General features: G+C 74.5%; 24 protein-coding genes. 10 read left to right on the plus strand and 14 right to left on the minus strand.

Annotation, left to right across the window (positions count from 1 at the left end; all coding sequences use genetic code 11):
- Positions 1–26 precede the first annotated feature (26 nt).
- The 8 genes from lgt to hisI all read right to left on the minus strand — a co-directional run bounded on the left by lgt (position 27) and on the right by hisI (position 7,151).
- Positions 27–1,037 carry a prolipoprotein diacylglyceryl transferase gene (gene lgt / locus ACZLKG_RS07525; protein WP_463648377.1) on the minus strand — a complete coding sequence of 337 codons (1,011 nt, stop codon included), beginning with the start codon at positions 1,035–1,037 and terminating at the stop codon, positions 27–29.
- Positions 1,034–1,837: a tryptophan synthase subunit alpha gene (gene trpA / locus ACZLKG_RS07530; protein WP_463648378.1), complete on the minus strand. Its 804-nt coding sequence runs from the start codon at positions 1,835–1,837 to the stop codon at positions 1,034–1,036. The genes lgt and trpA overlap by 4 nt, the downstream gene beginning before the upstream one ends.
- Positions 1,834–3,078 (minus strand): tryptophan synthase subunit beta, encoded by a 1,245-nt coding sequence (gene trpB / locus ACZLKG_RS07535; RefSeq protein ID WP_463648472.1) that lies wholly within the window; start codon positions 3,076–3,078, stop codon positions 1,834–1,836. The genes trpA and trpB overlap by 4 nt, the downstream gene beginning before the upstream one ends.
- Before the next feature lie 97 nt (positions 3,079–3,175).
- Positions 3,176–3,988 (minus strand): indole-3-glycerol phosphate synthase TrpC, encoded by an 813-nt coding sequence (gene trpC / locus ACZLKG_RS07540; protein ID WP_425709597.1) that lies wholly within the window; start codon positions 3,986–3,988, stop codon positions 3,176–3,178.
- Positions 3,985–4,353 carry an HGxxPAAW family protein gene (locus ACZLKG_RS07545; protein ID WP_463648379.1) on the minus strand — a complete coding sequence of 123 codons (369 nt, stop codon included), beginning with the start codon at positions 4,351–4,353 and terminating at the stop codon, positions 3,985–3,987. Before ACZLKG_RS07545 ends, trpC begins: the two co-directional genes overlap by 4 nt.
- A gap of 43 nt (positions 4,354–4,396) precedes the next feature.
- Positions 4,397–5,095 carry a Trp biosynthesis-associated membrane protein gene (locus ACZLKG_RS07550; RefSeq protein WP_463648380.1) on the minus strand — a complete coding sequence of 233 codons (699 nt, stop codon included), beginning with the start codon at positions 5,093–5,095 and terminating at the stop codon, positions 4,397–4,399.
- Positions 5,092–6,753, minus strand: coding sequence for an anthranilate synthase component I (locus ACZLKG_RS07555; protein ID WP_425709594.1), 1,662 nt, complete (start codon positions 6,751–6,753; stop codon positions 5,092–5,094). Before ACZLKG_RS07555 ends, ACZLKG_RS07550 begins: the two co-directional genes overlap by 4 nt.
- A complete protein-coding gene (gene hisI / locus ACZLKG_RS07560) occupies positions 6,750–7,151 on the minus strand; it encodes a phosphoribosyl-AMP cyclohydrolase (RefSeq protein ID WP_463648381.1) in 402 nt (133 codons plus the stop codon). Before hisI ends, ACZLKG_RS07555 begins: the two co-directional genes overlap by 4 nt.
- Positions 7,152–7,226: 75 nt before the next feature.
- Between hisI and ACZLKG_RS07565 the strand changes: the two genes are divergently transcribed.
- From ACZLKG_RS07565 to ACZLKG_RS07575, 3 genes are read left to right on the plus strand one after another with little or no spacing between them, the layout of a single operon-like run.
- Positions 7,227–8,042: a TIGR03085 family metal-binding protein gene (locus tag ACZLKG_RS07565; RefSeq protein ID WP_463648382.1), complete on the plus strand. Its 816-nt coding sequence runs from the start codon at positions 7,227–7,229 to the stop codon at positions 8,040–8,042.
- Positions 8,039–9,004, plus strand: a complete 966-nt coding sequence (locus ACZLKG_RS07570) for a serine/threonine-protein kinase (protein WP_463648383.1) — start codon at positions 8,039–8,041, stop codon at positions 9,002–9,004. Before ACZLKG_RS07565 ends, ACZLKG_RS07570 begins: the two co-directional genes overlap by 4 nt.
- A gap of 11 nt (positions 9,005–9,015) precedes the next feature.
- Complete coding sequence (locus ACZLKG_RS07575) at positions 9,016–9,810, plus strand: ferritin-like domain-containing protein (RefSeq protein ID WP_425709591.1); 795 nt, start codon at positions 9,016–9,018, stop codon at positions 9,808–9,810.
- A 12-nt stretch (positions 9,811–9,822) separates the two neighbouring features.
- On the opposite strand, the gene hisF is transcribed toward ACZLKG_RS07575, so the two are convergent.
- Positions 9,823–10,593 carry an imidazole glycerol phosphate synthase subunit HisF gene (gene hisF, locus ACZLKG_RS07580; RefSeq protein ID WP_425709590.1) on the minus strand — a complete coding sequence of 257 codons (771 nt, stop codon included), beginning with the start codon at positions 10,591–10,593 and terminating at the stop codon, positions 9,823–9,825.
- Between the two features lie 93 nt (positions 10,594–10,686).
- On the opposite strand from hisF, the gene ACZLKG_RS07585 reads away from it, so the two are divergent.
- The 7 genes from ACZLKG_RS07585 to ACZLKG_RS07615 all read left to right on the plus strand — a co-directional run bounded on the left by ACZLKG_RS07585 (position 10,687) and on the right by ACZLKG_RS07615 (position 16,106).
- Positions 10,687–11,298, plus strand: coding sequence for a nucleoside/nucleotide kinase family protein (locus ACZLKG_RS07585; RefSeq protein ID WP_463648384.1), 612 nt, complete (start codon positions 10,687–10,689; stop codon positions 11,296–11,298).
- A gap of 477 nt (positions 11,299–11,775) precedes the next feature.
- Positions 11,776–12,486, plus strand: coding sequence for an alternate-type signal peptide domain-containing protein (locus tag ACZLKG_RS07590; protein ID WP_425709588.1), 711 nt, complete (start codon positions 11,776–11,778; stop codon positions 12,484–12,486).
- 126 nt (positions 12,487–12,612) lie between these two features.
- Complete coding sequence (locus ACZLKG_RS07595; protein WP_463648385.1) at positions 12,613–13,242, plus strand: hypothetical protein; 630 nt, start codon at positions 12,613–12,615, stop codon at positions 13,240–13,242.
- On the plus strand, positions 13,239–14,090 hold the full coding sequence (locus tag ACZLKG_RS07600; RefSeq protein ID WP_463648386.1) for a hypothetical protein: 852 nt from the start codon (positions 13,239–13,241) through the stop codon (positions 14,088–14,090). The genes ACZLKG_RS07595 and ACZLKG_RS07600 overlap by 4 nt, the downstream gene beginning before the upstream one ends.
- A complete protein-coding gene (locus ACZLKG_RS07605; RefSeq protein WP_463648387.1) occupies positions 14,087–14,824 on the plus strand; it encodes a signal peptidase I in 738 nt (245 codons plus the stop codon). The genes ACZLKG_RS07600 and ACZLKG_RS07605 overlap by 4 nt, the downstream gene beginning before the upstream one ends.
- Positions 14,821–15,624 (plus strand): hypothetical protein, encoded by an 804-nt coding sequence (locus ACZLKG_RS07610; protein WP_463648388.1) that lies wholly within the window; start codon positions 14,821–14,823, stop codon positions 15,622–15,624. The genes ACZLKG_RS07605 and ACZLKG_RS07610 overlap by 4 nt, the downstream gene beginning before the upstream one ends.
- Entirely contained in the window at positions 15,621–16,106 is a 486-nt protein-coding gene (locus ACZLKG_RS07615; protein WP_463648389.1) for a DUF7507 domain-containing protein, read from the plus strand. The genes ACZLKG_RS07610 and ACZLKG_RS07615 overlap by 4 nt, the downstream gene beginning before the upstream one ends.
- Before the next feature lie 82 nt (positions 16,107–16,188).
- Here ACZLKG_RS07615 and ACZLKG_RS07620 read toward each other — a convergent pair whose 3' ends face one another.
- From ACZLKG_RS07620 to arc, 5 genes are all read right to left on the minus strand, one after another.
- The gene (locus tag ACZLKG_RS07620) at positions 16,189–17,244 is read right to left on the minus strand and encodes an FKBP-type peptidyl-prolyl cis-trans isomerase (RefSeq protein WP_463648390.1); all 1,056 of its coding nucleotides are present in this window, start codon (positions 17,242–17,244) and stop codon (positions 16,189–16,191) included.
- The gene (gene pafA, locus ACZLKG_RS07625; RefSeq protein ID WP_463648391.1) at positions 17,241–18,650 is read right to left on the minus strand and encodes a Pup--protein ligase; all 1,410 of its coding nucleotides are present in this window, start codon (positions 18,648–18,650) and stop codon (positions 17,241–17,243) included. The genes ACZLKG_RS07620 and pafA overlap by 4 nt, the downstream gene beginning before the upstream one ends.
- Positions 18,647–18,835 (minus strand): ubiquitin-like protein Pup, encoded by a 189-nt coding sequence (locus ACZLKG_RS07630; RefSeq protein WP_425709580.1) that lies wholly within the window; start codon positions 18,833–18,835, stop codon positions 18,647–18,649. Before ACZLKG_RS07630 ends, pafA begins: the two co-directional genes overlap by 4 nt.
- An 88-nt stretch (positions 18,836–18,923) precedes the next feature.
- Complete coding sequence (gene dop / locus ACZLKG_RS07635; RefSeq protein WP_463648392.1) at positions 18,924–20,489, minus strand: depupylase/deamidase Dop; 1,566 nt, start codon at positions 20,487–20,489, stop codon at positions 18,924–18,926.
- Between the two features lie 25 nt (positions 20,490–20,514).
- The gene (gene arc, locus ACZLKG_RS07640) at positions 20,515–22,257 is read right to left on the minus strand and encodes a proteasome ATPase (protein WP_463648393.1); all 1,743 of its coding nucleotides are present in this window, start codon (positions 22,255–22,257) and stop codon (positions 20,515–20,517) included.
- Positions 22,258–22,290 lie beyond the last annotated feature (33 nt).

Here is a 22,290-nt window from a genome sequence, read left to right on the forward strand (position 1 = left end):
CACTCGACGGTCGGGTGATGATCCGGTCAAGGACCGGCACGCTCCGGTTCGTCGTCGGACGCGGCCCTCTCCCCCGTGGCGGAGGCGTCGGCGACCGCGCCCTCCCCCTCCGGGGCGGTGTCGCCGACGGCGGGGGCGCCGGCGGCGGAGGGGCCCTCCGCGGTGGCGAGCGGGCCGCGACCGGGGAGCCAGATCTCGTCCCGGTCGGGCGTCGCCCGCGCCCGGCGGGTGAGCCAGACGATCATCGCCACGCCGATCACGCAGCCGGCGATGGCGATGATCTGGTGGATCCGCATGCCGGCGACGAGGTTGGAGGGGTCGGTGCGCAGGGACTCCGTCAGCGTGCGGCCGGTGAGCCAGATGATGACGTAGAGCCAGAAGACCCGTCCGCCGTCGAGCCGCAGGCGGCGCTGGGCGAGCACGAGGACCAGCGCCCCGGCGAGGTTCCACACCCCCTCGTAGAGGAAGGTCGGGTGGACGAGCTCCGGGAGCTCCCGGTCGATCCGCAGACCCCACGGCAGGTCGGTCGCGGTGCCGTAGAGCTCCTGGTTGAAGTAGTTGCCGAGCCGGCCCACGGCCTGGGCCACGAGCATGCCCGGGGCGAGGGCGTCGGCGAACGGGCCGATCCGCAGCCCGCGCCGCCTGAGCCCGAGGTAGGCGCCCAGCGCGCCGAACGTCACGGCCCCCATGATGCCGAGGCCGCCCTCCCAGACCTTGAACATCTCCCACGGGCTGATGCCCTCGCCGAAGTAGTTCTGCGGGTTGACCACGATCTCGTAGATCCGCGAGCCCACGATGCCGAACGGCACCATCCAGTACAGCGCGATGTCGATCGCGGTGTCGGCCGGCCCTCCCTTGGCGGTGTACCGCCGGTCGAGGATCCACCAGGCGAGCACCGCGCCCACGATGATCGCCAGGGCGTAGGCGCGCAGCGGGAACGGCCCGAGGTACCAGACGTTCTCCGGGGGGCTGGGGATGCCGCGCACTCCGGCCCAGGCCCCGGCGTTCACCAGGGCGGCCTGGGCGCCGGTGATCATGCGCGGCCCTCCCGCACACCCTGCGCCAGCTCGGCGGTCAGCGCCCCGAGCGCGTCGAGTCCGGCGGCGTCACCCTCGCCGAGCGCCTGGATGAGCGCGGAGCCGACGATGACGCCGTCGGCGTAGGCGGCCACCCGGGCGGCCTGCTGCCGGTTCGAGACGCCGATGCCGACGCACGCGCGGTCCGCCCCCGCGGCACGGGTCCGCGCCACGAGCTCGTCCCCGCCGCCGGCGAGCGAGTCCTGCACGCCGGTCACGCCCATGCGGCTGGCGACGTAGACGAACCCGCGCGAGGCCGCGGACACGGTGCGCAGCCGGGCGTCGGAGGACGCGGGTGCCACGAGGAACACCTTGTCCAGGCCGTGCTCGTCCGCCGCTGCCGACCAGCGGCCGGCCTCCTCGGGGATCAGGTCCGGGGTGATGAGACCGGCCCCGCCGGCGGACGCGAGGTCCGCGGCGAAGCGCTCCACGCCGTAGGCGTAGACGGGGTTGTAGTAGGTCATCACGAGCACGGCAGCACCGGTCTCGGCCACCTGCTCGACGGCGGAGAGCACCTCGCGCGTGCGCGTGCCGGCCGCGAGGGCCTGCTCGCCGGACCGCTGGATCACGGGCCCGTCCATGCCGGGGTCGGAGTAGGGCAGGCCGAGCTCGACGACGTCCGCGCCGTGCTCGACGGCGACCCTCGCCGCCCGCACCGAGGTGTCCAGGTCGGGGTAGCCGGCGGAGAGGTAGGCGACCAGGGCGGCCCGGTCCTCGCCCAGCGCCGCGTCGATCCGGTCCCCGGCGGTCACGTTGCTCACTTCTCGCCTCCGAGGTCGAAGTACTCGATCGCCGTCTCCATGTCCTTGTCCCCGCGGCCCGACAGGCTGACGAGGATGACCGGCGGCTCGCCCTGCCCACCGGCGTCCTGCCACTCGCGGCCGATGCGCAGGGCGCCGGCGAGCGCGTGGGCGGACTCGATCGCCGGGATGATGCCCTCGGTCCGCGACAGCAGGGCGAACGCGTCCATCGCCTCGGCGTCGGTGACCTGCTGGTACTCGGCGCGGCCGAGGTCGGCGAGCCACGCGTGCTCCGGCCCGACGCCCGGGTAGTCCAGCCCGGCGGAGATGGAGTGGGACTCGATGGTCTGTCCGTCGTCGTCGTGCAGGAGGTAGGACAGGGAGCCCTGGAAGACCCCCGGGCGCCCGCCGCCGATCGCGGCCGCGTGCCGGCCGGTCTCCACGCCGTCGCCGGCCGCCTCGAGCCCGACGAGACGCACGCCCTCGTCGTCGAGGAAGGCGTTGAAGATGCCGATCGCGTTCGACCCGCCGCCGACGCAGGCCGTGACGACGTCGGGCAGCCGGCCGGTCAGCGCGAGCACCTGCTCGCGCGCCTCCTCGCCGATGACCTTCTGGAGGTCGCGGACGAGCTCGGGGAAGGGGTGCGGTCCCGCGGCGGTCCCGAACACGTAGTTGGTCGTGGCCACGTTCGTCACCCAGTCGCGGAAGGCCTCGGAGATGGCGTCCTTGAGGGTCTGCGAGCCGTTGGTCACCGAGACGACCTCGGCGCCGAGGAGCTGCATCCGGGCGACGTTGAGCGCCTGGCGACGCACGTCCTCGGCGCCCATGTAGATCGTGCAGTCGAGTCCCATGAGGGCGGCCGCGGTGGCGGTGGCGACGCCGTGCTGACCGGCCCCGGTCTCGGCGATGACGCGGGTCTTGCCGACCTTCTTGGTCAGCAGACCCTGGCCGAGGACGTTGTTGATCTTGTGGGAACCGGTGTGGTTGAGGTCCTCGCGCTTGAGCAGGACCCGTGCGCCGCCCGCGTGCTCGGCGAACCGGGGCGCCTCGGTGAGCAGCGACGGGCGGCCGATGTAGGTGGCCGCCAGCTCGCCCATCTCGCGGGCGAACTCCGGGGAGTCCCGCATCTCCTCCCACGCGGCGGTGAGGTCGTCGAGCGCGACGATGAGCGCCTCGGAGACGAACCTGCCCCCGAACTGCCCGAAGTAGGGTCCGTGCGCCTCGGACAGCTTGCCCGGGTCGTCGGTGTACTGCACGTGCAGCTCCTTCCGGGCGCGCGCCCGAGTCAGCGCGGCCGGCGCCGTCGGGCGCGGCCGGTGGTGCGTGGGGCCGCCGGCGGGCGGTCCCGGTGGACGCCGGTCAGTCCCGGCCGGCGCTGAGCGACGGGTGGGCGCCCGCCGCCACGTAGTCGGCCACGGCCCGGCGCGGGTCGGCCTGCGTGACCAGGGCCTCGCCGACGAGCACGGCGTCGGCCCCCTGACGCGCGTAGTCCAGGACGTCGTGGACGGAGGCGACGCCGGACTCGGCGACCTTGACGATCCCGTCCGGGACCACGTCGACGACCTGGTCGAACACCGACCGGTCGACCTCGAGCGTCTTGAGGTTGCGGGCGTTGATCCCGATGACGCGGGCGCCGGCGTCGCGGGCCCGGAGTGCCTCCTCGCGGTCATGGGCCTCGACGAGCGCGGTCATGCCCAGGGAGTGCACGCGCTCGACGAGCGAGGTGAGCACGGTCTGCTCCAGCGAGGCGACCATGAGCAGCACGAGGTCGGCGCCGTGCGCCCGGGCCTCCCACACCTGGTAGGGGGTGACGATGAAGTCCTTGCGCAGCACGGGGACGTCGACCACGGCGCGCACGGCGTCCAGGTCGGCGAGCGAGCCGCCGAAGCGGCGCTCCTCGGTGAGGACCGAGATGGCGGCGGCGCCGCCGTCGGCGTAGGCGGCAGCGAGCACGGCGGGGTCCGGGACGTCGGCGAGCACTCCCTTGGACGGGCTGCGCCGCTTGCACTCGGCGATGATCGTCACCGAGCCGTCGCCGCGCAGCGCCGAGACCGCGTCGCGCGCGGCGGGCCGGCGTCCGGCGATCTCCTTGACCTTCTCCAGCGGGAGCTCGGCCTCGCGGCGGGCGAGATCCTCGCGGACGCCCGCGACGATGTCATCGAGCACGTTCATCGGGTTCGGGCCTCCTCCTCGGTGGTGCGCGTGTCGGCCCCGGCGGCGCGCTCGCGGCCGGCCGCCGCGCGCTCCTCCTCCGGCGTCTCGTACCAGTCGCGGGCGGGAGCGGTGCGGCGCTCCTGGCCCCGGCCCGTCAGGCGCAGCACGAGTCCGACGACGAGACCGACGACGGCGACGACAGGGCCGGCGACCCACGTGATCACGGGCGCGTCGATGATGAGGCCGGCGCACGACACGAGGACGCCGAGGCTGACGATCATCATCACGGCCCAGCCGGCCACGGTCTTGCCCTCGTTGTGGGGCGGGGCTGCGACGGGCAGCCGGTAGCCGGTCTGGTGCTGCTCGAGGCTCGTGCCGGTCACGGCTGCTCCTTCGGGGTTCGGGTCGGTGACGTCCTCCCCGAGCCTACCGGTCGTCGGCGCTGGGGTCCGTGCCGCGTCCGAGGGCGTCCCAGTCGTCGACGTACCGGTCGCGGGCGGCGTCGGCGGCCGCGGAGGCGGAACCGGTCGGCACCGCCGAGGAGGCGCCCGCCGCGCCGGGTGCGCCGTCCCGGGTGCCGGCGGGGGCACGGCCCCCGGCGCGCTCGAACCGGCGGCCGGCGGCGGACCAGCGAGCTGACCCGGCCATGACGAGAACGCCCGCGCCCGCGAGGAGGAACCCGGTGACGAGGACGCCCCAGGGCCAGACCTCGGTGGCTGCGGCGTCGACGGTGGGCGCGTTCGTGCCGGTGAGCAGGCGTGCCTCGGCGTGCAGGAGGGCGGCCGGGTCGCGGACCGCCCCCAGGCCGCCGAGCGCGACGACGACTCCCGCGACGAACGTGGCCAGTCCGGCGACGATCGTGCCGACGCGGCCCGACAGCGCGGCCAGCAGCGCCGCCGCCCCCGCCACGAGCGCGCCGGCCCACACCGCCGGGGCGCCCGACATGCCGGTCGCGCTCAGGTCCGTCTCGCCCGTGGCCGTCTCCACGCTCCCGATGGCCCACGTGGGCAGGGCGAGCAGGAAGGTGGCGCCGACGACGAGCAGGATCATGAGGACGAGCTGCCCCCGGCCGGGCCCCGAGCCGGTGCGTCGCCGGGCCGTCGGGCTCGCCGGGTCGCTCCTCATGGCGTGCCCTCCGGCGCGGCCCCGTGGTCGTCACGGGCGGGAGACCCGGCCGCGGCCGGGCGCAGCCGCGAGGCGAGGCGGACGGCGCGCAGCGCGGCGGCGGCCTTGTTCGTCGCCTCCTGAAGCTCCGTGGCGGGCACGGAGTCCGCGACCACGCCCGCGCCGGCCTGCACGGAGGCGCGTCCGCCGTGCAGGACGGCGGTGCGGATGGCGATCGCGAGGTCGGCGTCGCCCGCGAGGTCGAGGTACCCGACCACGCCGCCGTACACGCCCCGCCGCGAGGGCTCGAGCGAGTCGATGATCTCGATCGCCCGGACCTTCGGCGCGCCGGAGAGCGTGCCGGCGGGGAACGTGGCGCGCAGGCAGTCCAGGGCGGTGGCGTCCGGGCGTCGCCGACCGGTCACCGTGGAGCTGATGTGCATGATGTGGCTGAAGCGCTTGATCTCCATCAGCTCGGTGACCTCGACGGTCTCGGGCCGGCACACCTTGGACAGGTCGTTGCGCGCGAGGTCGACGAGCATGACGTGCTCGGAGAGCTCCTTCGGGTCCGCGAGCAGCTCCTCGGCGAGCTCGCGGTCCTCGGCCGGCTTCGTGCCGCGGGGCCGGGAGCCGGCGATCGGGAACGTGATGACCTCCTCGCCGCTCACCTTGACGAGGGTCTCCGGGGAGGAGCCGACGACGTGGAGCATCCCGCCGATGCCGTCGTCGAGGGCGAACAGGTACATGTACGGGCTCGGGTTGACCGTGCGCAGCACCCGGTAGACGTCGAGGGGGTCGGCGTCGGTGGTGACGTCGAGGCGCTGGGACAGGACGACCTGGAAGATGTCGCCGTCGACGATCCGCTGCTTGCCCACCCGGACCGCCTCCTGGAAGTCCTCGTCGGCGAACCGCGCGGTGACCTCGGGCAGCTCGCCGGCGGGGTCGAGGACGGAGGCGAGCGCCGGGGCCGGGGCGAGCAGCCCCTCCTGCATGGCGTCCAGGCGTGCCACGGCGTCCGCGTGCGCCTCGTCCACGCGCTCGTGAGAGCCGTCGGTGTTGACCGCGTCGGCCACGAGCCACAGGGTCCCGTCCAGGTGGTCGAGGGCGACGACGTCGCTCGCGAGGCACAGCGCCACCTCGGGCAGGTCGTCGTCGGACGGCGCGACGCGCGGCAGCGTCGGCTCCCACTCGTGGACGACGTCCCAGCCGAGCGAGCCGACGAAGCCGCCGGTCAGCGGGGGCAGGCCCGGGATCGCCGGGGTCCCCAGGACGTCGAGGGCGGCGGCGAGGACCTCGAGGACCGGCCCGTCGGTGGGGATCCCGACGGGGACGTCGCCGCGCCAGGCCGCGCGTCCGCCCCGCGAGGTGAGCGTCGCGCGCGAGCCCACGCCGACGAAGCTCCAGCGGGACCAGCGCCCGGCCTCGGCCGACTCCATGAGGAACGTGCCGGGCCTGCCGGCGGCGAGCCGCCGGTAGACGCCGACCGGCGTGACGTCGTCCGCCAGGAGCCTGCGGACGACCGGGATCACCCGCCGGTCGCGCGCGAGCTCGCGGAACCGCGGCAGGCTCGGCCACGTCTCGCCCCAGGCCGGCTCGACCGGCTGCTCGGCCCCGGCCCCGGTCGGGTCCTCGGGCGGCTCCTGGCCAGGTGCTGCGGCGGCGCCGTCCGGGCGGGTCATCGGCCGGCCCCCGTCACGGGGAGCGGACCGCCGGCCTCGAAGCAGCTCGTCGTCCCGGTGTGGCAGGCGGGACCGACCTGGTCGACGACGACGAGCAGCGCGTCCCCGTCGCAGTCCAGGGCCACCGAGCGCACGTGCTGGACGTGCCCCGAGGTGTCCCCCTTGCGCCACAGCTCGGCGCGGGAGCGGGACCAGTACCAGGCCCGTCCCGAGGTCAGCGTGCGGTGCAGGGCCTCGTCGTTCATCCAGGCCACCATGAGGACGCCGAGCGTCGTCGCGTCCTGCACCACCGCGCACACGAGGCCGTGGGGGTCGCGGCGCAGCCGGTCGGCGATCGCGGGGTCCAGCAGGGGTGTCGGCGCGGCGCCGTCGGGCGTCGGTTCGCTCAGGTCGGGCACCGCCTCATGGTGCCACGACAGGGGTGCCGCCTTGTCGGGCGTGCGCGGCCGCCGCGCGTGTGGGAGCGTCCTCGTGTGAGCGACGAGCGACGACCGGTGGACGTGGAACGAGCCGCGATCGCACGGACGCTGGCCGCCGCCGATCCCGGAGCACCCACGCTCTGCGCCGGGTGGCGGGTCGTCGACCTCGCCGCTCATCTCGTGCTGCGGGAGCGCCGGCCCGACCTCGTCCTGCGGGACCTCCTCTCCGGCGCCGAGCCCGGCCGGGAGCCGCATCTCCAGCGCCTGGTCGCGGACGCGCTGGACCCGGTCGGCTACCGGGCGCTCGCGGCACGGGTAGCCACGGGCCCGCCGCGGTGGTCGCCCGTGCGGCTGGCGGAATCGACGACGAACCTCGTCGAGCTCGTCGTCCACCACGAGGACGTCCGGCGCGGGCCGCGCGGCGCGGACGGCGCATCGGAACCGGCGGAGCCGCGCGACGACCTCACCCCCGACCTGCTGCGCGAGCTGTGGCAGCGGGTGCGCTCCACCGCGGGCCTCATGTACCGCAGCAGCCGCACCGGCGTGGTGCTCGTGGTCCCCGGCGGGCCGCGAGCCACCGTGCGCCGGAGCGCGGACGCGGTCGCCGTCGTCGGTGACCCGGTCGAGCTCGCGCTGCACGCGAACGGGCGCCGGCGCGCGGCGCAGGTCACGCTCGAGGGCCGGCCGGAGACGATCGACCGGTTCCTCGCGGGCCTGTCCGGGGACGTGCCCGGCGACGCGGGCCCCGTCGCACCGTCGGGAGGGCTCGCCGGGTCGGCGGAGGGCTCCGCGTCGCGAGGGGCAGAGCCCGGGCGTCGCGAGGAGCAGAGCCCGGAACGCGGAGCACCACCTAACCTGGACGTGTGGTGACCGATGCGCGAGCGACCCCGGCCGGGGGGCGGCCCGGCCTCCTGCACAGCGTCGACGGAACGGTCGCACCGGTGCGCACGACGAGCTTCGACGTCGCCCGGTTCACGCGCACCGCGTTCGGCGACCACCGGCCACCCGTGCCCGCGCCGTTCGGGCCGACCGATCTCCACCCCCACCACCGCGGCGCCCTGACCTACCTGCGCGACCTCGAGCGGACCGCGACCGACACGCTGCGCCGCGTGCTCGCGACGTCGACCTCCCGGGAGGCGCGCTACACCGCGTTCCTCACGACCTGGGCGCACGACCGCTACTGGTTCGCCGACCGGTTGACGCGGGCGCTCGACGGCCCTGGGCCGGGCCGCGTCCCCGAGGACGAGCGGCCGACGAGGCTCGACCGGGTCGCGCACGCCCAGGACCTGCTCGCCCAGCACGTCGCCCCCGTGTGGACGACACTCCTCGGCGAGCCGACGACGGCGCTGCACGCTGCCCGGGGCCTCGCCGAGGAGAGCGCGGTGCTCGTCGCCCACGACCGGCTCGCCCGGCTCGCCGGCGGCGGGCTCGACGAGCTGCTCGCCCCCGTGCGCGAGCGCCGGGTGGAGCACGTGGCCTTCTTCCGGGCCGAGGCGGCGATGCGGCTCGACGACGACGCGTGCGCGACCCGGCTCGTGCGGGCGCTGCTGACGCGGGGCTTCCACCCGCTGCGACCCGGCCGTCTCCGCGCCCGCGCGAGCCACCGCCTGCTGCGCGTCCTGCTCGCGGGCCCCGGCGGGGACCGGGTCGTGCGCGACGCCGACGCCCCGATCGTGGCGCTCCCGGGCCTCGCAGGGCACGGGCCGCTGGCGGCCGCGCTGCGCCGCGAACGTCCCCTCGTCCCACCGACGGCACCCGTCCGACCACCACGTCCCGTCCGGCCGGCCGGACCGCTCGACGAGCGCGCCGACCTCGACCGGGCCGCCGGCTGAGGAGCACACGCATGACCTTCGACATCGACACCTTCGCCGCGGACAGCACGCCCGTGCGGTTCGAGGACCTCGACATGAGCTCCTTCCGGGACGACCCGCTGCCCGAGGACTCGCTGCGCTGCCTGCGGTACATGTGCGACGTCGAGTACCACACGGTCTGCTACCTGCGGGACCTGCTCGTCACCCCGTCGAGCCGGGAGGGCGACGTGGCGGGCTTCATGACGATGTGGAACCGCGAGGAGTTCTGGCACGGCGAGGCCCTGGCCGCGGTCCTCGCCGCCCACGACATCACCGTCGACTACGACGAGCTCAAGGCCAGGCGGACGAAGCTCGGCTGGCGCGAGGCGCTGTCCTCGCTCAAGCAGTCCGTGCTCGCCAATCTCGTGGGCGCCGACTTCGTCGCCACCCACATGCTCTGGGGGGCGGCCAACGAGTGGTCCGCCGTCGCGGCCTACCGACGGATGGCCGACCTCGAGCGGCACCCGGTCCTCGCCGTCCTGCTGCGCCGCATTGCCCAGCAGGAGACGCGGCACGTCGCCTTCTACGCGACCCGGGCCAGGGAGCGGCTCACCGCCAGCGAGCCGGCCCGCAGGGTGGCCCGGCTGACCCTGGAGCGGTTCTGGCGCCCGGTCGGCACGAGCATCATGGGCCGCACCGAGGTCCGCCACGTGATGGGCCACCTGTTTTCCGAGCCCGACGGACGGGCCGAGGTCCGGCGCATCGACCAGAACATCGCGCGGTTGCCGGGCATGGCGGGCGTCACCGTGTTCGACGACGCGCTCGAGGCCGAGGGCGTGCCCGCCTGAGCGGCCGCGCGCTCAGCGCACCTCGACGCCGGCGCCGCGCATCGTGTCCTTGACGCCGCCGATGCTCAGCGTGCCGAAGTGGAAGACGCTCGCGGCGAGCACGGCGTCGGCGCCCGCGTGGGCGGCCTGCGCGAAGTGCTCGGCCGACCCGGCGCCGCCCGAGGCGATGAGCGGGACCCGCACCTCGCTGCGGAAGGCCCGGAGCATCTCGAGGTCGAAGCCCGCCTCGGTGCCGTCGGCGTCGATCGAGTTGAGCAGGATCTCGCCGGCGCCGAGCTCGGCCGCTCGCACGCACCACTCGAGGGCGTCCGTCCCGGTCCCGCGCCGGCCGCCGTGCGTCGTCACCTCGAAGCCCGAGTCGGTGATGGTCTCGCCCGTGGTGCGTCGCACGTCGGCCGAGAGGACGAGGACCTGCGAGCCGAAGCGGTCGGCGACCTCGGAGATGAGCTCGGGCCGGGCGACGGCGGCCGTGTTGACGCTCACCTTGTCGGCCCCGTGGGTGAGGAGGCGGTGGACGTCGTCGACGGTGCGCACGCCCCCGCCGACAGTCAGCGGCACGAAGATCTCCTCGGCCGTACGGGCCACGACGTCGTAGGTGGTGGAGCGTTCCTCGACCGAGGCAGACACGTCGAGGAAGGTCAGCTCGTCGGCCCCGTCGGCGTCGTACCGGCGGGCGAGCTCGACCGGGTCGCCCGCGTCCCGCAGCCCCTCGAACCGCACGCCCTTGACGACGCGGCCCGCGGCGACGTCCAGGCAGGGGATCACGCGAACGGCCAGCGACATGGTGCTTCCTCCAGGTGGCGCCGGCGGCGCCTCCCTCCCACCGTACCGAGCACGAGCGCGCGCCCGCCGCGGCGCCCGGTAGGTTGGCACGCCATGCCCACGCCCGCCTCCCTGGTCGCCGACCTCGTGCTCGAGCAGGTCGGGTCGCGCGACGACGGCGACGCCCCCGCGGGCACCCCGGCGCGCGATCGGCGCACCGTCGTCCTCGGCATCGACGGTCGGTCCGGCGCGGGCAAGTCGACGCTCGCGAGCGACGTCGTGACGCTCCTCGAGCGCCGCTCCCCGTACCGAGGCCGTGTCGCGCTCGTCCGCCTGGACGACCACTACCAGGGCTGGACCGGCCTGCGGGCCGGGGCCGAGGCCGTGCGCCCCGTGCTGGCCGCTCTCGGCCGGGGCGAGCCCGGCTCCGCGCCGACCTGGGACTGGCACCGCTCGGCCCCCGGGCCGGTCCGGGTCGTCCCGGCCCCGGGCCGACCGCACCCGCGTCTCGTCGTCGTCGAGGGATGCGGGGCCACGCTCCTGCACGACCACCTCGACGCGCTGGCGTGGCTCGACGAGCCCGAGGCCATGCGCCGGGCGCGCGCCGAGGCCCGCGAGGGCGACGTGAGCTCGTGGTGGAAGACCTGGGCGCGCCAGGAGGACGAGGCCCTCGCTCTCGCGGCCCCGTACCGGTATGCCGACCTGCGCCTCACCGCGTCGGAATAGGTCGTCCGACCGCCCGCCCCGGTGGCGGTTTCCGTATTGACGGGTATGCCCTCGCGCATTCTGAGCGCGCATTTCCGTCCAGGTTGAGAAAACAATGCGCCGATACGCCGTCGACGCGCGATCGGACCATTGCCAGAAAGACACGAGGTGAATGCCGGACGAGCGCCGCACCCCGTCAGGACCGCACGGACGCAGCGTCGAGACGGTGTCCAGATCCAGTGGAACCACCGCCCATAATCGTTGGAACAACAGGCCCTACGCCGTCTCGACGGTCCTCGACGTCACCCACGTCACCGCCCGGGAGCGGCAGGATCGCGCCGGATCACGACCGCGGCGCAGCTCGCCGGCACGGCATTTCGACAATTCGGCCAGCTCTTGCAGGGCCCGCATTCCCTGCTACGTTTCGTCGCGTCGGAGCAATGACTGCACCGACATATCCCCTTTCCCCTCGCACCCACCCATGAATGGAGCACAATCGTGCGCAAGAAGACTGTCGGCGCCCTCGCAGGTGCCGCCGCCGCAGCTGTTGCCCTCGGCTCGGGCGGCACGTTCGCCCTCTGGTCGGACTCCGACACCATCGACGCCGGGACGATCACCGCCGGTAACCTCGAGGTCGAGACCCAGGGTGCCTTCCAGTGGCACGACACCACCTTCAACATCGACAACTTCTCGGTGCCGCCGGTCTGCATCCCGTTCTTCGGGTGCACCCCCGGCTGGGACTTCGACCTGCCCACCCTGCGCCACGACTTCGCTCACCCGATCAACGACATGGACACCTACCGGGTGGTCCCGGGCGACTTCATCGTCGGCGAGCAGTCCATCGTCCTCGACCTCGAGGGCGACAACCTCCGTGCCGACCTGACAATCGGTCCCTCGGCGGACTACGCCGGTGAGTTCGAGGGCCTCACGGTCCGTTACGGCGTCTACAACAACACCACCAACCAGTGGATCGTCACCAGCGCCTCGTTCGACGACGTCATCGAGCTGGAATTCCAGGCCCCGCAGTCCGGTCAGGGCGCCGGCACGCCCGACCCGGGCTGGCCGGTCCTCGCCCACGACACGGAGTTGACGTTCGTCGTCCTCGCGGAGTTCGACGAGGCCACCTCCGGCACCACCAGCACCGAGGCCTCCACCGCGCTCGACAACCTCAACGTCGAGCTCGAGCAGACCCGCCGCTCCCTCCCCTGACCCGCACCGCGCGGGACAGACCGACGATCGGTCGGACGGTCGGCCTCCCCGTTCCGGGGGGGCCGGCCGCCCGGCCGTCGCACCGCATCAGGCCTTCACCCTTCGAGACCCCCGATCGAGGACCCCATGCCCGACGCCCGTCGCAGCACCACCGCTCGGCGCAGACCCACCGTCCGGCGCCCCGCCGCCGCGCTGGCACTTTCTGCCGCCGGCGTCGCCGTCCTGGGTGGCGCGAGCACGTACGCGCTGTGGAGCACCGACGTCGCGGCGGGCTCCGGCAGCTCCATCACCGCCGGAGACCTGGACGCAGCTTCCGTCGGAGACCTCGAGTGGACCACGGACGTGGACGCCGAGGAGCAGGGCGTGCTCGGCTCGGGCGAGCACGCCTGGGCCGTCCAGGGCTTCGACCTCGCGCTCGACGGCCACAACCTCGTCGCCGACGCGACCGTCGACGTCACCCTCTCGGCCGACCTGGACTACCCGTACCAGTGGTTCGTCTCGACCGACCCCGCGATCACCGACCCGCATGCCGCGATCGCCGACGGTATCCCCGGCCACGTGTTCGGTCCGTCGTCGGCGGCGCAAGCGACCCGCGAGGGCCTCACGGAGGCCGACCTGCCCGACTCCCTCGACGGTAGCGCCGACTGGTTCCTCTACGTACTGGTCGAGAACCCGTACCCCCTTGCGCCCGGCGACCCCGCGGAGCTCGACGTCGTCACGGTGCGTGGCGACCTCACGCTGGAGCAGGCGTCATGAGCGCCACGCGACGCGACCGAGCGCTGCTGGCCCTCGTCACTGCCGGTGTCCTCGGCGCCGCGGCGTCGGCCGGAACGCTCGCCTTGTGGACGGCGAGCGCGAGCGGCGAGGGATCGATCGGGGCCGAGCGCTTCTCTGACCCCGCCCGCGGTCTCGCGGAGTCCGCCACCGACGGGCCGGACGAGGCCCCGAGCCAGGGCCCCGCCGAGTCCCCCACCGACGGACCGTCAGAGTCCTCCACCGACGGCCCGGCCGAGTCCGCAAGCGCCGGCTCTACCGAGTCCCCCTCCGGGGGCTCCCCCGCGTCCGCCACCGCCGGCCACGGCCCGAACGCACCAGGTGGGCCGACCCAGGACGAGCCGGCACCGGGCGAGACCTCTCCAGAGGCGCCCGCGCCGGAGGAGCCCCCGGCCCCCGTCCGAATCGACCTGCCCGCCGAGCTCGTCCACCAGATCAACGCGCACGGCCGCGGTGCATCGCTGATCCAGCACGGCCTCACGGAGGACGAGCTCGCGACGTTCGACGTCTCGCTCATGACGGACGTGCCCGACCTCGCCTGGCGCATGCAGGTCTACACGGTCACGGCACCTCAGCAGTGCTCGGTCACCGACGTCGACCTTCCGGTCGACGACGGCACGCCGGTCGAGCTCGAGCTCGACACCTCCACGCTGCTGTGCCTCGAGCTCGAGGCCGCCACCACGGACCGATCCGGCAGCGTGAGCGCGAGCGGCACCTCCGAGGCCGGCGACGTCTCCGCCCAGGAGGACTGGGCGGTCACCGTCCACGACACCCTCACCGCCGACGACATCGAGGTCGTCCTCACCCCCGTCATCGAGGTCACACCATGAGCACCACCCGTTCCGGACGCCACGAGCTGTGGGGCGGCGTCGCACGCGGATTCATCGCCGTCGTCGCCGTGCTCGCCGTTCTCGTCGCGGCCGCGGCCTTCATCGTGCCCCGGTTCATGGGCTGGGTCCCGCTGACGATCCTGTCTGGCTCCATGGAGCCGACCTACTCCCCCGGCGACGTCGTCGTCGTCGACCCCGACTACGCGGACCCGGTGATCGGCGACGTCGTCACAGTCCAGCCGGTGTCTGGCGACCCGACACTCGTCACGCACCGGATCATCGGCGTCACCGTCGGGAACGACGGCGCCCTCGGCGTGACCACCCAGGGCGATGCCAATGACGCGGTCGACGACCCGGTGACGATGGAGCAGATCCAGGGACAGGTGATCTACGGGGTCCCGTGGGTCGGCCACCTCACCCAGCCCGAGGTGCGGCCCTGGCTCGGCGGCGCGGCGATCGCGATCCTCGCGTGGCTCGTGCTGTCCTCGATCCTCGGCGGTCGGGGGAAGGACGACGAGGCCGACGACGCCGAGGAGACGGACCGTGGGACGACGCCGCCGTCCCGCGATGACAAGGCCGCCGCCGGTCAACAGGCCGACTCGGAGACGGGAACCAGGCCGGTCGCCGCTGGAACCAATCCCACCGATGCCGGGCCCACCGATGTAGACACCCCCGCGCCTGCTCCCGCCGACGCCCCCACCAGCCGGAGCCGAACCGAGGTCGCGACGACATGAGCCACCACCCGCGGTCCGCACGCCGCCGCGGCGCGGCCATCGGCGCACTCACCCTTGGCTTCGGGGTCCTCGCCACGGGCAGCGCCGCCGCCGACGACCCATCGTCCGCCGCCGACGCGATCGTCATCGACGTCGGCGAGGGGTTTGCCCCCGTGGTCACGGTCCAGCTGTTCGACGCTGTGATCGTGCCCGGCGGCGATATCGAGCGCACATTTCGCGTGCGGAACGATGGTCCGACCGCCGCCACCATGACCGTCGACATCGTCGACGTCACGCAGATGGGCGAGCTCGACGAGTTCTTCGACGACGTCACGATCAACGACCACCCGGTCACGTCGCTCCTCGGCGTCGACACCGCCCTGGTCGAGGCCCCGATCGAGCGCGGCGAGATCGTCGAGGTACCTCTCACGCTGCACTTCCCGGTCGAGGCGACCTCCGGCAATCGTTCGGAGGTCGGCGCCCGAGGTGCGAGCTTCGGCGTCCGCGTGACGATGACGGGAGACACGCCCGAGGTCCCGACGACCGAGCCCCCCGGCGAGACGCCGACGTCGCCGCCCGAGCGCCCCGTGTCGACGCCTGCCACGAGCGGTGTGGCGGGCGGCGGGGTCTCCGGCGGCGGCACCGCCGCCGGGGGGCTGCCGGTCGCAGGTCCGCGGGCGGCCGGCCCCGTGGCCCTGCCGCAGACCGGTCCGGACATCCTCACCACGCTGCTGATCGCGGCCGCGCTCGCAGGCGGCGGGCTCGCCGCCCGGGCCGCACGGCAGCGGTTCGGCGCCGGCGGGACGGGAGCGTCCTCATGACCACCGCACGTCGTCCGGCCGCGGGTGCGCTGCTCGCCATCACCGTCCTCCTCCTCGGGGCCGTCGGGTCCGCTGCGACCGCCGAGACGGGCACGCCCGGGCCCGAGGCCGGCGAGGGCGCGCCGTCACCGGAGCCCGTACCGACACCTGGTCCCCCAACGGAGCCCGATCCAGTACACGCCCCCGCACCCGAGCCCGCCCCCGCTCCCACCCCGGACCCGGCTGCCCCACCCGCCGAAGAACTGCCCGACGACCCCGGCGAGGCGTCGATCACGCTGGTGGAGTACGACCCGCTGCCCGAGCTCGTCGCGGAGGACGCGATGGTCGCGTGGAGCTACCTCGTGACGAACACGGGCGACGTCGACGTCACCGACATCGTCCTCACCGACAGCGAGGGTGCCGCCGTCGAGTGCCCGCTGACCACGCTCGTGCCCACCGAGCAGATGATCTGCACCGTCACGGCGGTGCTCGGCGGGCCCTGAGCCCGCCACAGCGGGGCGTGGACCGGGATCCCCCCTCACCGGTCCACGCCCCCGCCTTCACCGGTCCATGCCCCCGCGCCGCTCAGCGGACCACGTCGTCCCCTCCGGAGGCCGCGAGCACGTCCACGACGACGACGAGCGTGTGCTCGCCGTCCCCGAGCCCCGGGGGCACGACGACGAGGACCCGGGACCCCACGCGCCGGTCGAGCAGCGCGAGGCGCACGCCCTCCGCGAGCTCGCCGACGCCGGCCGTCGTCGGGGCCCCGTCCGCCCAGGTCGACGAGAGGACCTCGCCGGTGGCCCAGTCGAGGGTGAGCGTCTGCAGCACGAGCTCCTGACCGGGCCGGACCGTCGCCCCGTCCCCCTCGACCACCACGCGGCTGTCCAGGTCCGTCGGCGGGTCGCCGGGCGGGATCCCGACCACGGGCGCGCCGTCGGCTCCCCTGCCCACCGTCGGGCCGGCAGTGCCGTCGCCGCCGTCGCCCTCGCTCGGGCTCTCCGGCCCCGCGGACGGCGAGCCGGCCGACCCCGTCTCCCCCGACCCGGCCTCCCCCGATGCGCTCTCGGCCGGGGCGCCGCCGGCGACGGTGGGCAGGACGTCGACGACCACCACCTGCATCGTCAGCGCCCCTTCGACGTCGACAGGCTCGGCCACGAGGATCCGGCTGCCCTCGGGCACCCCGGGCAGGATCTCCGCCAGCGTCGCGCCGACGTCCGCATCGGACACCGTGGCCAGGCGGGGCGGCACGTCCTCGCCGGGCGAGGAGCTGGCACCGGTCGTCCCGTCCCAGGCCGCCACGTCCAGCAGCGCCGGACCGCCCGCGGTGAGCGCCCGACCGTCGCCCTCGTCGACGACGGCGGCCACCGGGTCGGTCACGGGCAGCGGGGTGTCGATGACGACCACGGGGTGCCCGGGCGCTCCGGCCACCGAGACGCCCGGCACCTCTGAGGCCGGCCCGGCCCCGGACGGTGCCTCGCTACCGGACTCCCCGGTGCTCCCGTCCTCGCCGGGACCGCAGGCCCCGAGCCCGAGGGCGAGCGCGCAGGTGGCGGCCGCGACGCGCAGCGCCGGGCCACGCGCGGTCGGGCCACCCGCGGCCGAGACGCGCGCGGTCGAAGCACGCATCCGTCCGGTCACGCCATCTCCGCGAGAAGCGCGTCCACCCGGTCGTCGACGGCGCGGAACGGGTCCTTGAGCGCGACGGCCCGCTGCGCGGCGTCGACGAGCTTGAGGTGCACCCAGTCGACGGCGACGTCCCGCCGGGAGTCCTCGGCGGCGCCGACGAACCTCCCGCGCAGGGCCGCGCGGGTCGTGGCCGGTGGGACGGTGCGCGCGGTCTCGACCTGCTCGTCCGTGCCCACGGGCGCGAGCAGCCCGCCCTCGAGCAGGCGGCGCCCGAGGCCGTGGGCCGTGATGTCGTGGTAGGCCAGCGAGAGGCGGGCGACGCGCGGGTCGTCGAGCGCCACGCGGTTGCGCGCGCAGTAGCGGTCGACCAGCGCGCGCTTGGCCGCGATGTCGAGCTCGGTCGCCATGGGCGAGAGGTCGCCGTCGCGCAGTGCCGCGACACCGCGCGCCCACAGGTCCAGCGCGCGGCGGCGGCCGTCGGAGAGCATCGGGTCCCACCCGCGCCTGTCGATGTGGTCGCGGACGCGGTCGAGCAGCTCGGACTGGATGTCGACCGCGGTGCACCGGCGGCCGGTGGCGAGCTCGACGTCGACGCTCCCGGTGATGTCGTGGCTGATCTCGCGGATCGCACGCATGGGCTCGCCGAGCTCCAGGTCGTCGAGCCGCATGCCGTCCTCGACGCAGGCGATGAGCAGCTCCGCGGACCCGACCTTGAGCAGGGTGGTCGCCGGCGCCACGTTGGAGTCGCCGACGATGACGTGCATGCGCCGGTAGAGCTCGGCGTCGCCGTGCGGCTCGTCGCGGGTGTTGATGATCGGGCGTGACCGGGTCGTCGCCGCGGACACGGCGTCCCAGGTCTGGTCCGCGCGCTGGGAGAAGGCCCACGCGACCGTGCCGCCGGGCCGGCGCCGCAGGTGTCCCGCGCCGGTGAGGACCTGTCGGGTGACGAAGTACGTGACGAGGGACTCCGCAGTGGCGCGGTAGTCGCGCCGGCGTCGGACCAGGTAGTTCTCGTGGCAGCCGTAGGAGGCGCCGAGCGTGTCGAGGTTATTCTTCATCAGGTGCAGGGTGCCGGGCGTGCCGGCGGCGGCCAGCGAGGCCTCGGCGCGCTCGCCGAGCTCGATCAGGGTGGCCTCGCCCGCACGGTCGTTGACCACGAGGTCGACGACGTCGTCGCACTCCGCGGTCGCGTACTCCGGGTGCGAGCCGACGTCGAGGTAGAGGCGGGCGCCGTTGCGCAGGAACACGTTCGTCGACCGGCCCCGCTCGACGACGGGGCGGAAGAGGTGGCGCGCGACCTCGTCGGGGCTGAGGACGTGCTCCGGGTCGTCGGGGAAGAAGGTGAGTCCGTACTCGGTCTCGACCCCGAAGAGTCGCCGGAGCGGGTGGTCGTGGGGCGCGGCCTCGTCGGCCGTCACTGTCCGCCCTTCTGGACGAAGCCCTGGACGAAGGCCTCGGCGTTGGTCTCGAGCACGGTGTCGATCTCGTCGAGGATGTCGTCCACGCGGGAGACCTGCTCGGCGCGCTGGGCCGGGGCGGGCGCCGGTCCGTCGTCGCCGGCGGGTTCGGGACGGGGTGTGCGGGTCTGGTCCTGCTCCGACATGTCGGGATCCTTCCTGTGCGGACGCCGGTGGCGGCGTCCGCGGTGGTCGTGCTGGGTGGTGGTGCTGGGTGGTCGTGGGGCCCGCCGGTCAGCCGGCCGGGCCACCGGTGAGGGCGTCGAGGAGCGCGGCCGCGTCGGGACTCGCGTCGAGCAGCTCTCCGACGAGCTCACGGGTGCCGCGCGCCGGCTCGGGCAGCGTGACACGGGCGAGCCGCTCGCGCCCGGGCAGGTCGAGGACGACGCTCGCCCAGCCCGCGCCGGTGACCTGGCTCGGGTAGCGCCGCAGGACCTCTCCGCGCAGGTAGGCCCGGGTGCCGACCGGGGGCTCGTGCTCGGCGCGACGCACCGCGTCCTCGTCGGCCAGCCGGGTCACCCGTCCGGCCGCGTCCAGGCGGGCGACGATCGAGCGCTCCGGGCGCAGGTCGTGCCACTGGAGGTCGAGCGCGGCCAGTCGCGGGCTGTCCCAGCCGAGCGAGTCGCGCTCGCGCATGCGCTCGAGGAGCTGCAGCTTGCTCACCCACTCGACGTCCGGCGCCGCGGCGTCGATGTCCGTGGCCAGCGTGTCGAGCACGTGCGACCACAGGTTGAGGACGCGGGACGTCTCGGCGTCGGGGCCACCGGCCTCGTCGACCGCGTGCGCGAGGATGTCACGGTAGGTGCGCTGGATGTCGAGCGCCGTTCGGTCGGGCCCCTCCCGCATGGCGATCCGGTGGCGCAGCGTCGGGTCGTGGCTGATGCGCTGGACCTCGGGCACCGGTCCCGCGATGACGAGGGTGTCGAGCCCGATCGGCACCTGGCCGCGCTCGAGGAGCCACAGCAGGAGCGCGACCGTGCCGGTACGCAGGACGAACGGGACGTCGAACAGGTTGGCGTCCCCGCCGATGACGTGCAGCCGGCGGTACCGTCCGGCGTCGGCGTGCGGCTCGTCGCGCATGTTGACGATCGGCCGGTTGAAGGTCGTCTCCAGGCCGACGTCGTTCTCCACGTAGTCGGAGCGCTGCGCGATCTGGAAGCCGGGCCGCTCGCTGCGCTGGCCGAGACCGACCCGGCCCGCGCCGGCGACGACCTGGCGGGTGACGAGCAGCGGGGTGAGGTAGCGGACCAGGTCCCCGAGGTCGACGTCGCGGGAGAGGAGGTAGTTCTCGTGCGTGCCGTAGCTCGCGCCCTTGCCGTCGACGTTGTTCTTGTACAGCGTCAGGCCCTCGCCGCCGTCGGCGTGCATCGCCCGGACGGCCACCCGTTCGCCGGCCCGGTCGTGGACGAGCGCCTCGAACGGCCCGACGGTCTCGGGGCCGGAGTACTCGGGGTGGGCGTGGTCCACGTAGAGCCGCGCGCCGTTGCTCAGCAGGGCGTTGCCGGCCACGGGCAGGTCGAGCTCCTCGACGCTCGGGCGCTCGACCTGCTGGGCCGGGCCCGCGGGCGCGGGGCGCTCCGGGTCGTCGGTGAGCTGCGAGGGGTGCGCCGAGGCCCGCGGGACCCGGTGGCCGCGCAGGTCGTTGAGCGGGTCCTCGGTGACGTAGTCCCAGCGCGCGCTCGGGTGGGCGGCGGTGCCGTCGGCGCCCTGGTAGGCGTGCACCACCCGGGTCGAGAGCCGGACCGCGTTCGCGGCCAGGTCGGTGTGGTCGAGCACGCCGAACTCGGTCTCCGTGCCCATGATCCGGCGCACCGTCATGACGCGCTCACAGGTAGCCGCCGGTGGTCGGCACGTCGTCGATGACGCGGCGGGTGTCCGTCGGCCCGGCCGGGCGCTCGTCGTCGCGCTCCGCGGCGCTACCGTCCGCGTCCCGCGGTGCCGGGTCTCCGTGCGTTCCCGGGCCGTCCGCGGCGCGACCCGGGGCGTGGGCGCCGCGGGACGGCAGCTGGCGGATCGCGGTCACGGGCTCGCTGTCGGCGCCCTCGACCCGGGCCCAGTCCGCGGGCTTGATCGTCGTGCGCAGCGCCTCGTTCTCGCGGGTCTCGGTGCGCAGGCCGGCGAGCAGGTGGTCGGTGCGCAGACCGCGGCCGCGGCCGGCGACGAGGTCCTGGATGGCCCGCTTCTTGGCCCGGTCGACGATCGAGGCGAGCATCGCGCCCGACGCGAGGTCGCCGACGTGCAGGACCCGGCGGTCGCCCGAGGCGAACGTCAGCTCCAGGACGGCGGTCGAGTCGTCCGCGGCGTACATCGCGTCGACGACGGCGGCGCCCATCGCGGCCACCGCCGCGTCCGGCGTGCCGTGGGCGGCGAGCTCGTCGGCGTGGATCGGCAGGTCGGGGGTGAGGTGCTTGGAGATGATCTCCCGGGCGCCCTCGGCGTCGGGGCGCCCGATGCGGATCTTCACGTCCAGCCGGCCGGGCCGCAGGATCGCGGGGTCGATCATGTCCTCGCGGTTGGAGGCCCCGATGACGATGACGTTGCCCAGGGCCTCGACGCCGTCGATCTCGGCGAGGAGCTGCGGGACGATCGTCGTCTCGACGTCGGAGGACACGCCGGAGCCGCGCGTGCGGAACAGGGCCTCCATCTCGTCGAAGAAGACGATGACCGGCACGCCCGTGCGGGCCTTCTCGCGCGCACGGGAGAAGATCACCCGGATCTGCCGCTCGGTCTCGCCCACGTAGCGGGTGAGCAGCTCGGGACCCTTGACCGACAGGAAGTAGGAGTGGGCGCGGTCGGCGCCGGACTCCTCGGCGGCGGAGCGCGCGAGCGAGGTGGCCACAGCCCGGGCGACGAGGGTCTTGCCGTTGCCCGGGGGGCCGTAGAGCAGGACGCCGCGCGGCGCGCGCAGACCGTGCTCGGCGTACAGGCCGGGGTGCAGGAACGGCATCTCCACGGCCTCACGGATGCGTTCGATCTGCGGGCCGAGACCGCCGATGTCGGCGTACTCGGTGTCCGGGTCCTCCTCCAGGAGCAGGTCCTCGACCTCGGCACGCGGGACGAGCTCGAGCACGAACGAGGTCCGCAGGTCGGCGCGTACGAGGTCGCCGGGGCGCATCCGGGTCTCGCGCAGCGTGCCGCCGACGGTGAGGACGCGCTCGTCGTCGCCCCGCCCGATGACGAGGACCCGGTGGTCCGGGAGGACCTCCTTGACGGAGAGAACCTCGCCGTTGGGCTCGTAGCCGGCCGCGGCGACGATCGCGAGCTGGTCGTTGAGCACCACCCGCTGACCGGGCAGCAGGGCGCCGACGGGGACGACCGTGGACACGGTGAGCCGCATGAGGCGGCCGCCGACCAGGACGTCGGCGACCCGGTCGACGGGCTCGACGTCGACGACCGTGCCGTAGGTGCTGGGGGGCGCGGTGAGCGAGTCCACCTGCTCCTGCAGGTCGACCAGGCGCTGCCGCGCCTTGCCGAGCGACTCCGTGAGCCGCTCGTTCTTCGCGGCGAGCGATATCGCCTGCTGCTCGAGCTCGCGGGCCCGGGCCTCGCCGTACATCTCCTGCGTCATTACGCTCCCGTCACCTTGCAGATATCCAGCGTA

This window comes from Georgenia sp. Z2081 (assembly GCF_055326445.1).

Bases quoted from the DNA above. Each gene is read 5' to 3' on its own strand.
- ACZLKG_RS07585 (WP_463648384.1), top strand. From the start codon at position 10,687: ATGCCCACGCCCGCCTCCCTGGTCGCCGACCTCGTGCTCGAGCAGGTC.
- ACZLKG_RS07595 (WP_463648385.1), top strand. From the start codon at position 12,613: ATGCCCGACGCCCGTCGCAGCACCACCGCTCGGCGCAGACCCACCGTC.
- ACZLKG_RS07630 (WP_425709580.1), bottom strand. From the start codon at position 18,835: ATGTCGGAGCAGGACCAGACCCGCACACCCCGTCCCGAACCCGCCGGC.
- ACZLKG_RS07600 (WP_463648386.1), top strand. From the start codon at position 13,239: ATGAGCGCCACGCGACGCGACCGAGCGCTGCTGGCCCTCGTCACTGCC.
- lgt (WP_463648377.1), bottom strand. From the start codon at position 1,037: ATGATCACCGGCGCCCAGGCCGCCCTGGTGAACGCCGGGGCCTGGGCC.
- ACZLKG_RS07605 (WP_463648387.1), top strand. From the start codon at position 14,087: ATGAGCACCACCCGTTCCGGACGCCACGAGCTGTGGGGCGGCGTCGCA.
- trpC (WP_425709597.1), bottom strand. From the start codon at position 3,988: ATGAACGTGCTCGATGACATCGTCGCGGGCGTCCGCGAGGATCTCGCC.
- dop (WP_463648392.1), bottom strand. From the start codon at position 20,489: ATGGGCACGGAGACCGAGTTCGGCGTGCTCGACCACACCGACCTGGCC.
- ACZLKG_RS07555 (WP_425709594.1), bottom strand. From the start codon at position 6,753: ATGACCCGCCCGGACGGCGCCGCCGCAGCACCTGGCCAGGAGCCGCCC.
- arc (WP_463648393.1), bottom strand. From the start codon at position 22,257: ATGACGCAGGAGATGTACGGCGAGGCCCGGGCCCGCGAGCTCGAGCAG.
- hisF (WP_425709590.1), bottom strand. From the start codon at position 10,593: ATGTCGCTGGCCGTTCGCGTGATCCCCTGCCTGGACGTCGCCGCGGGC.
- ACZLKG_RS07550 (WP_463648380.1), bottom strand. From the start codon at position 5,095: ATGAGGAGCGACCCGGCGAGCCCGACGGCCCGGCGACGCACCGGCTCG.
- ACZLKG_RS07575 (WP_425709591.1), top strand. From the start codon at position 9,016: ATGACCTTCGACATCGACACCTTCGCCGCGGACAGCACGCCCGTGCGG.
- ACZLKG_RS07615 (WP_463648389.1), top strand. From the start codon at position 15,621: ATGACCACCGCACGTCGTCCGGCCGCGGGTGCGCTGCTCGCCATCACC.
- ACZLKG_RS07610 (WP_463648388.1), top strand. From the start codon at position 14,821: ATGAGCCACCACCCGCGGTCCGCACGCCGCCGCGGCGCGGCCATCGGC.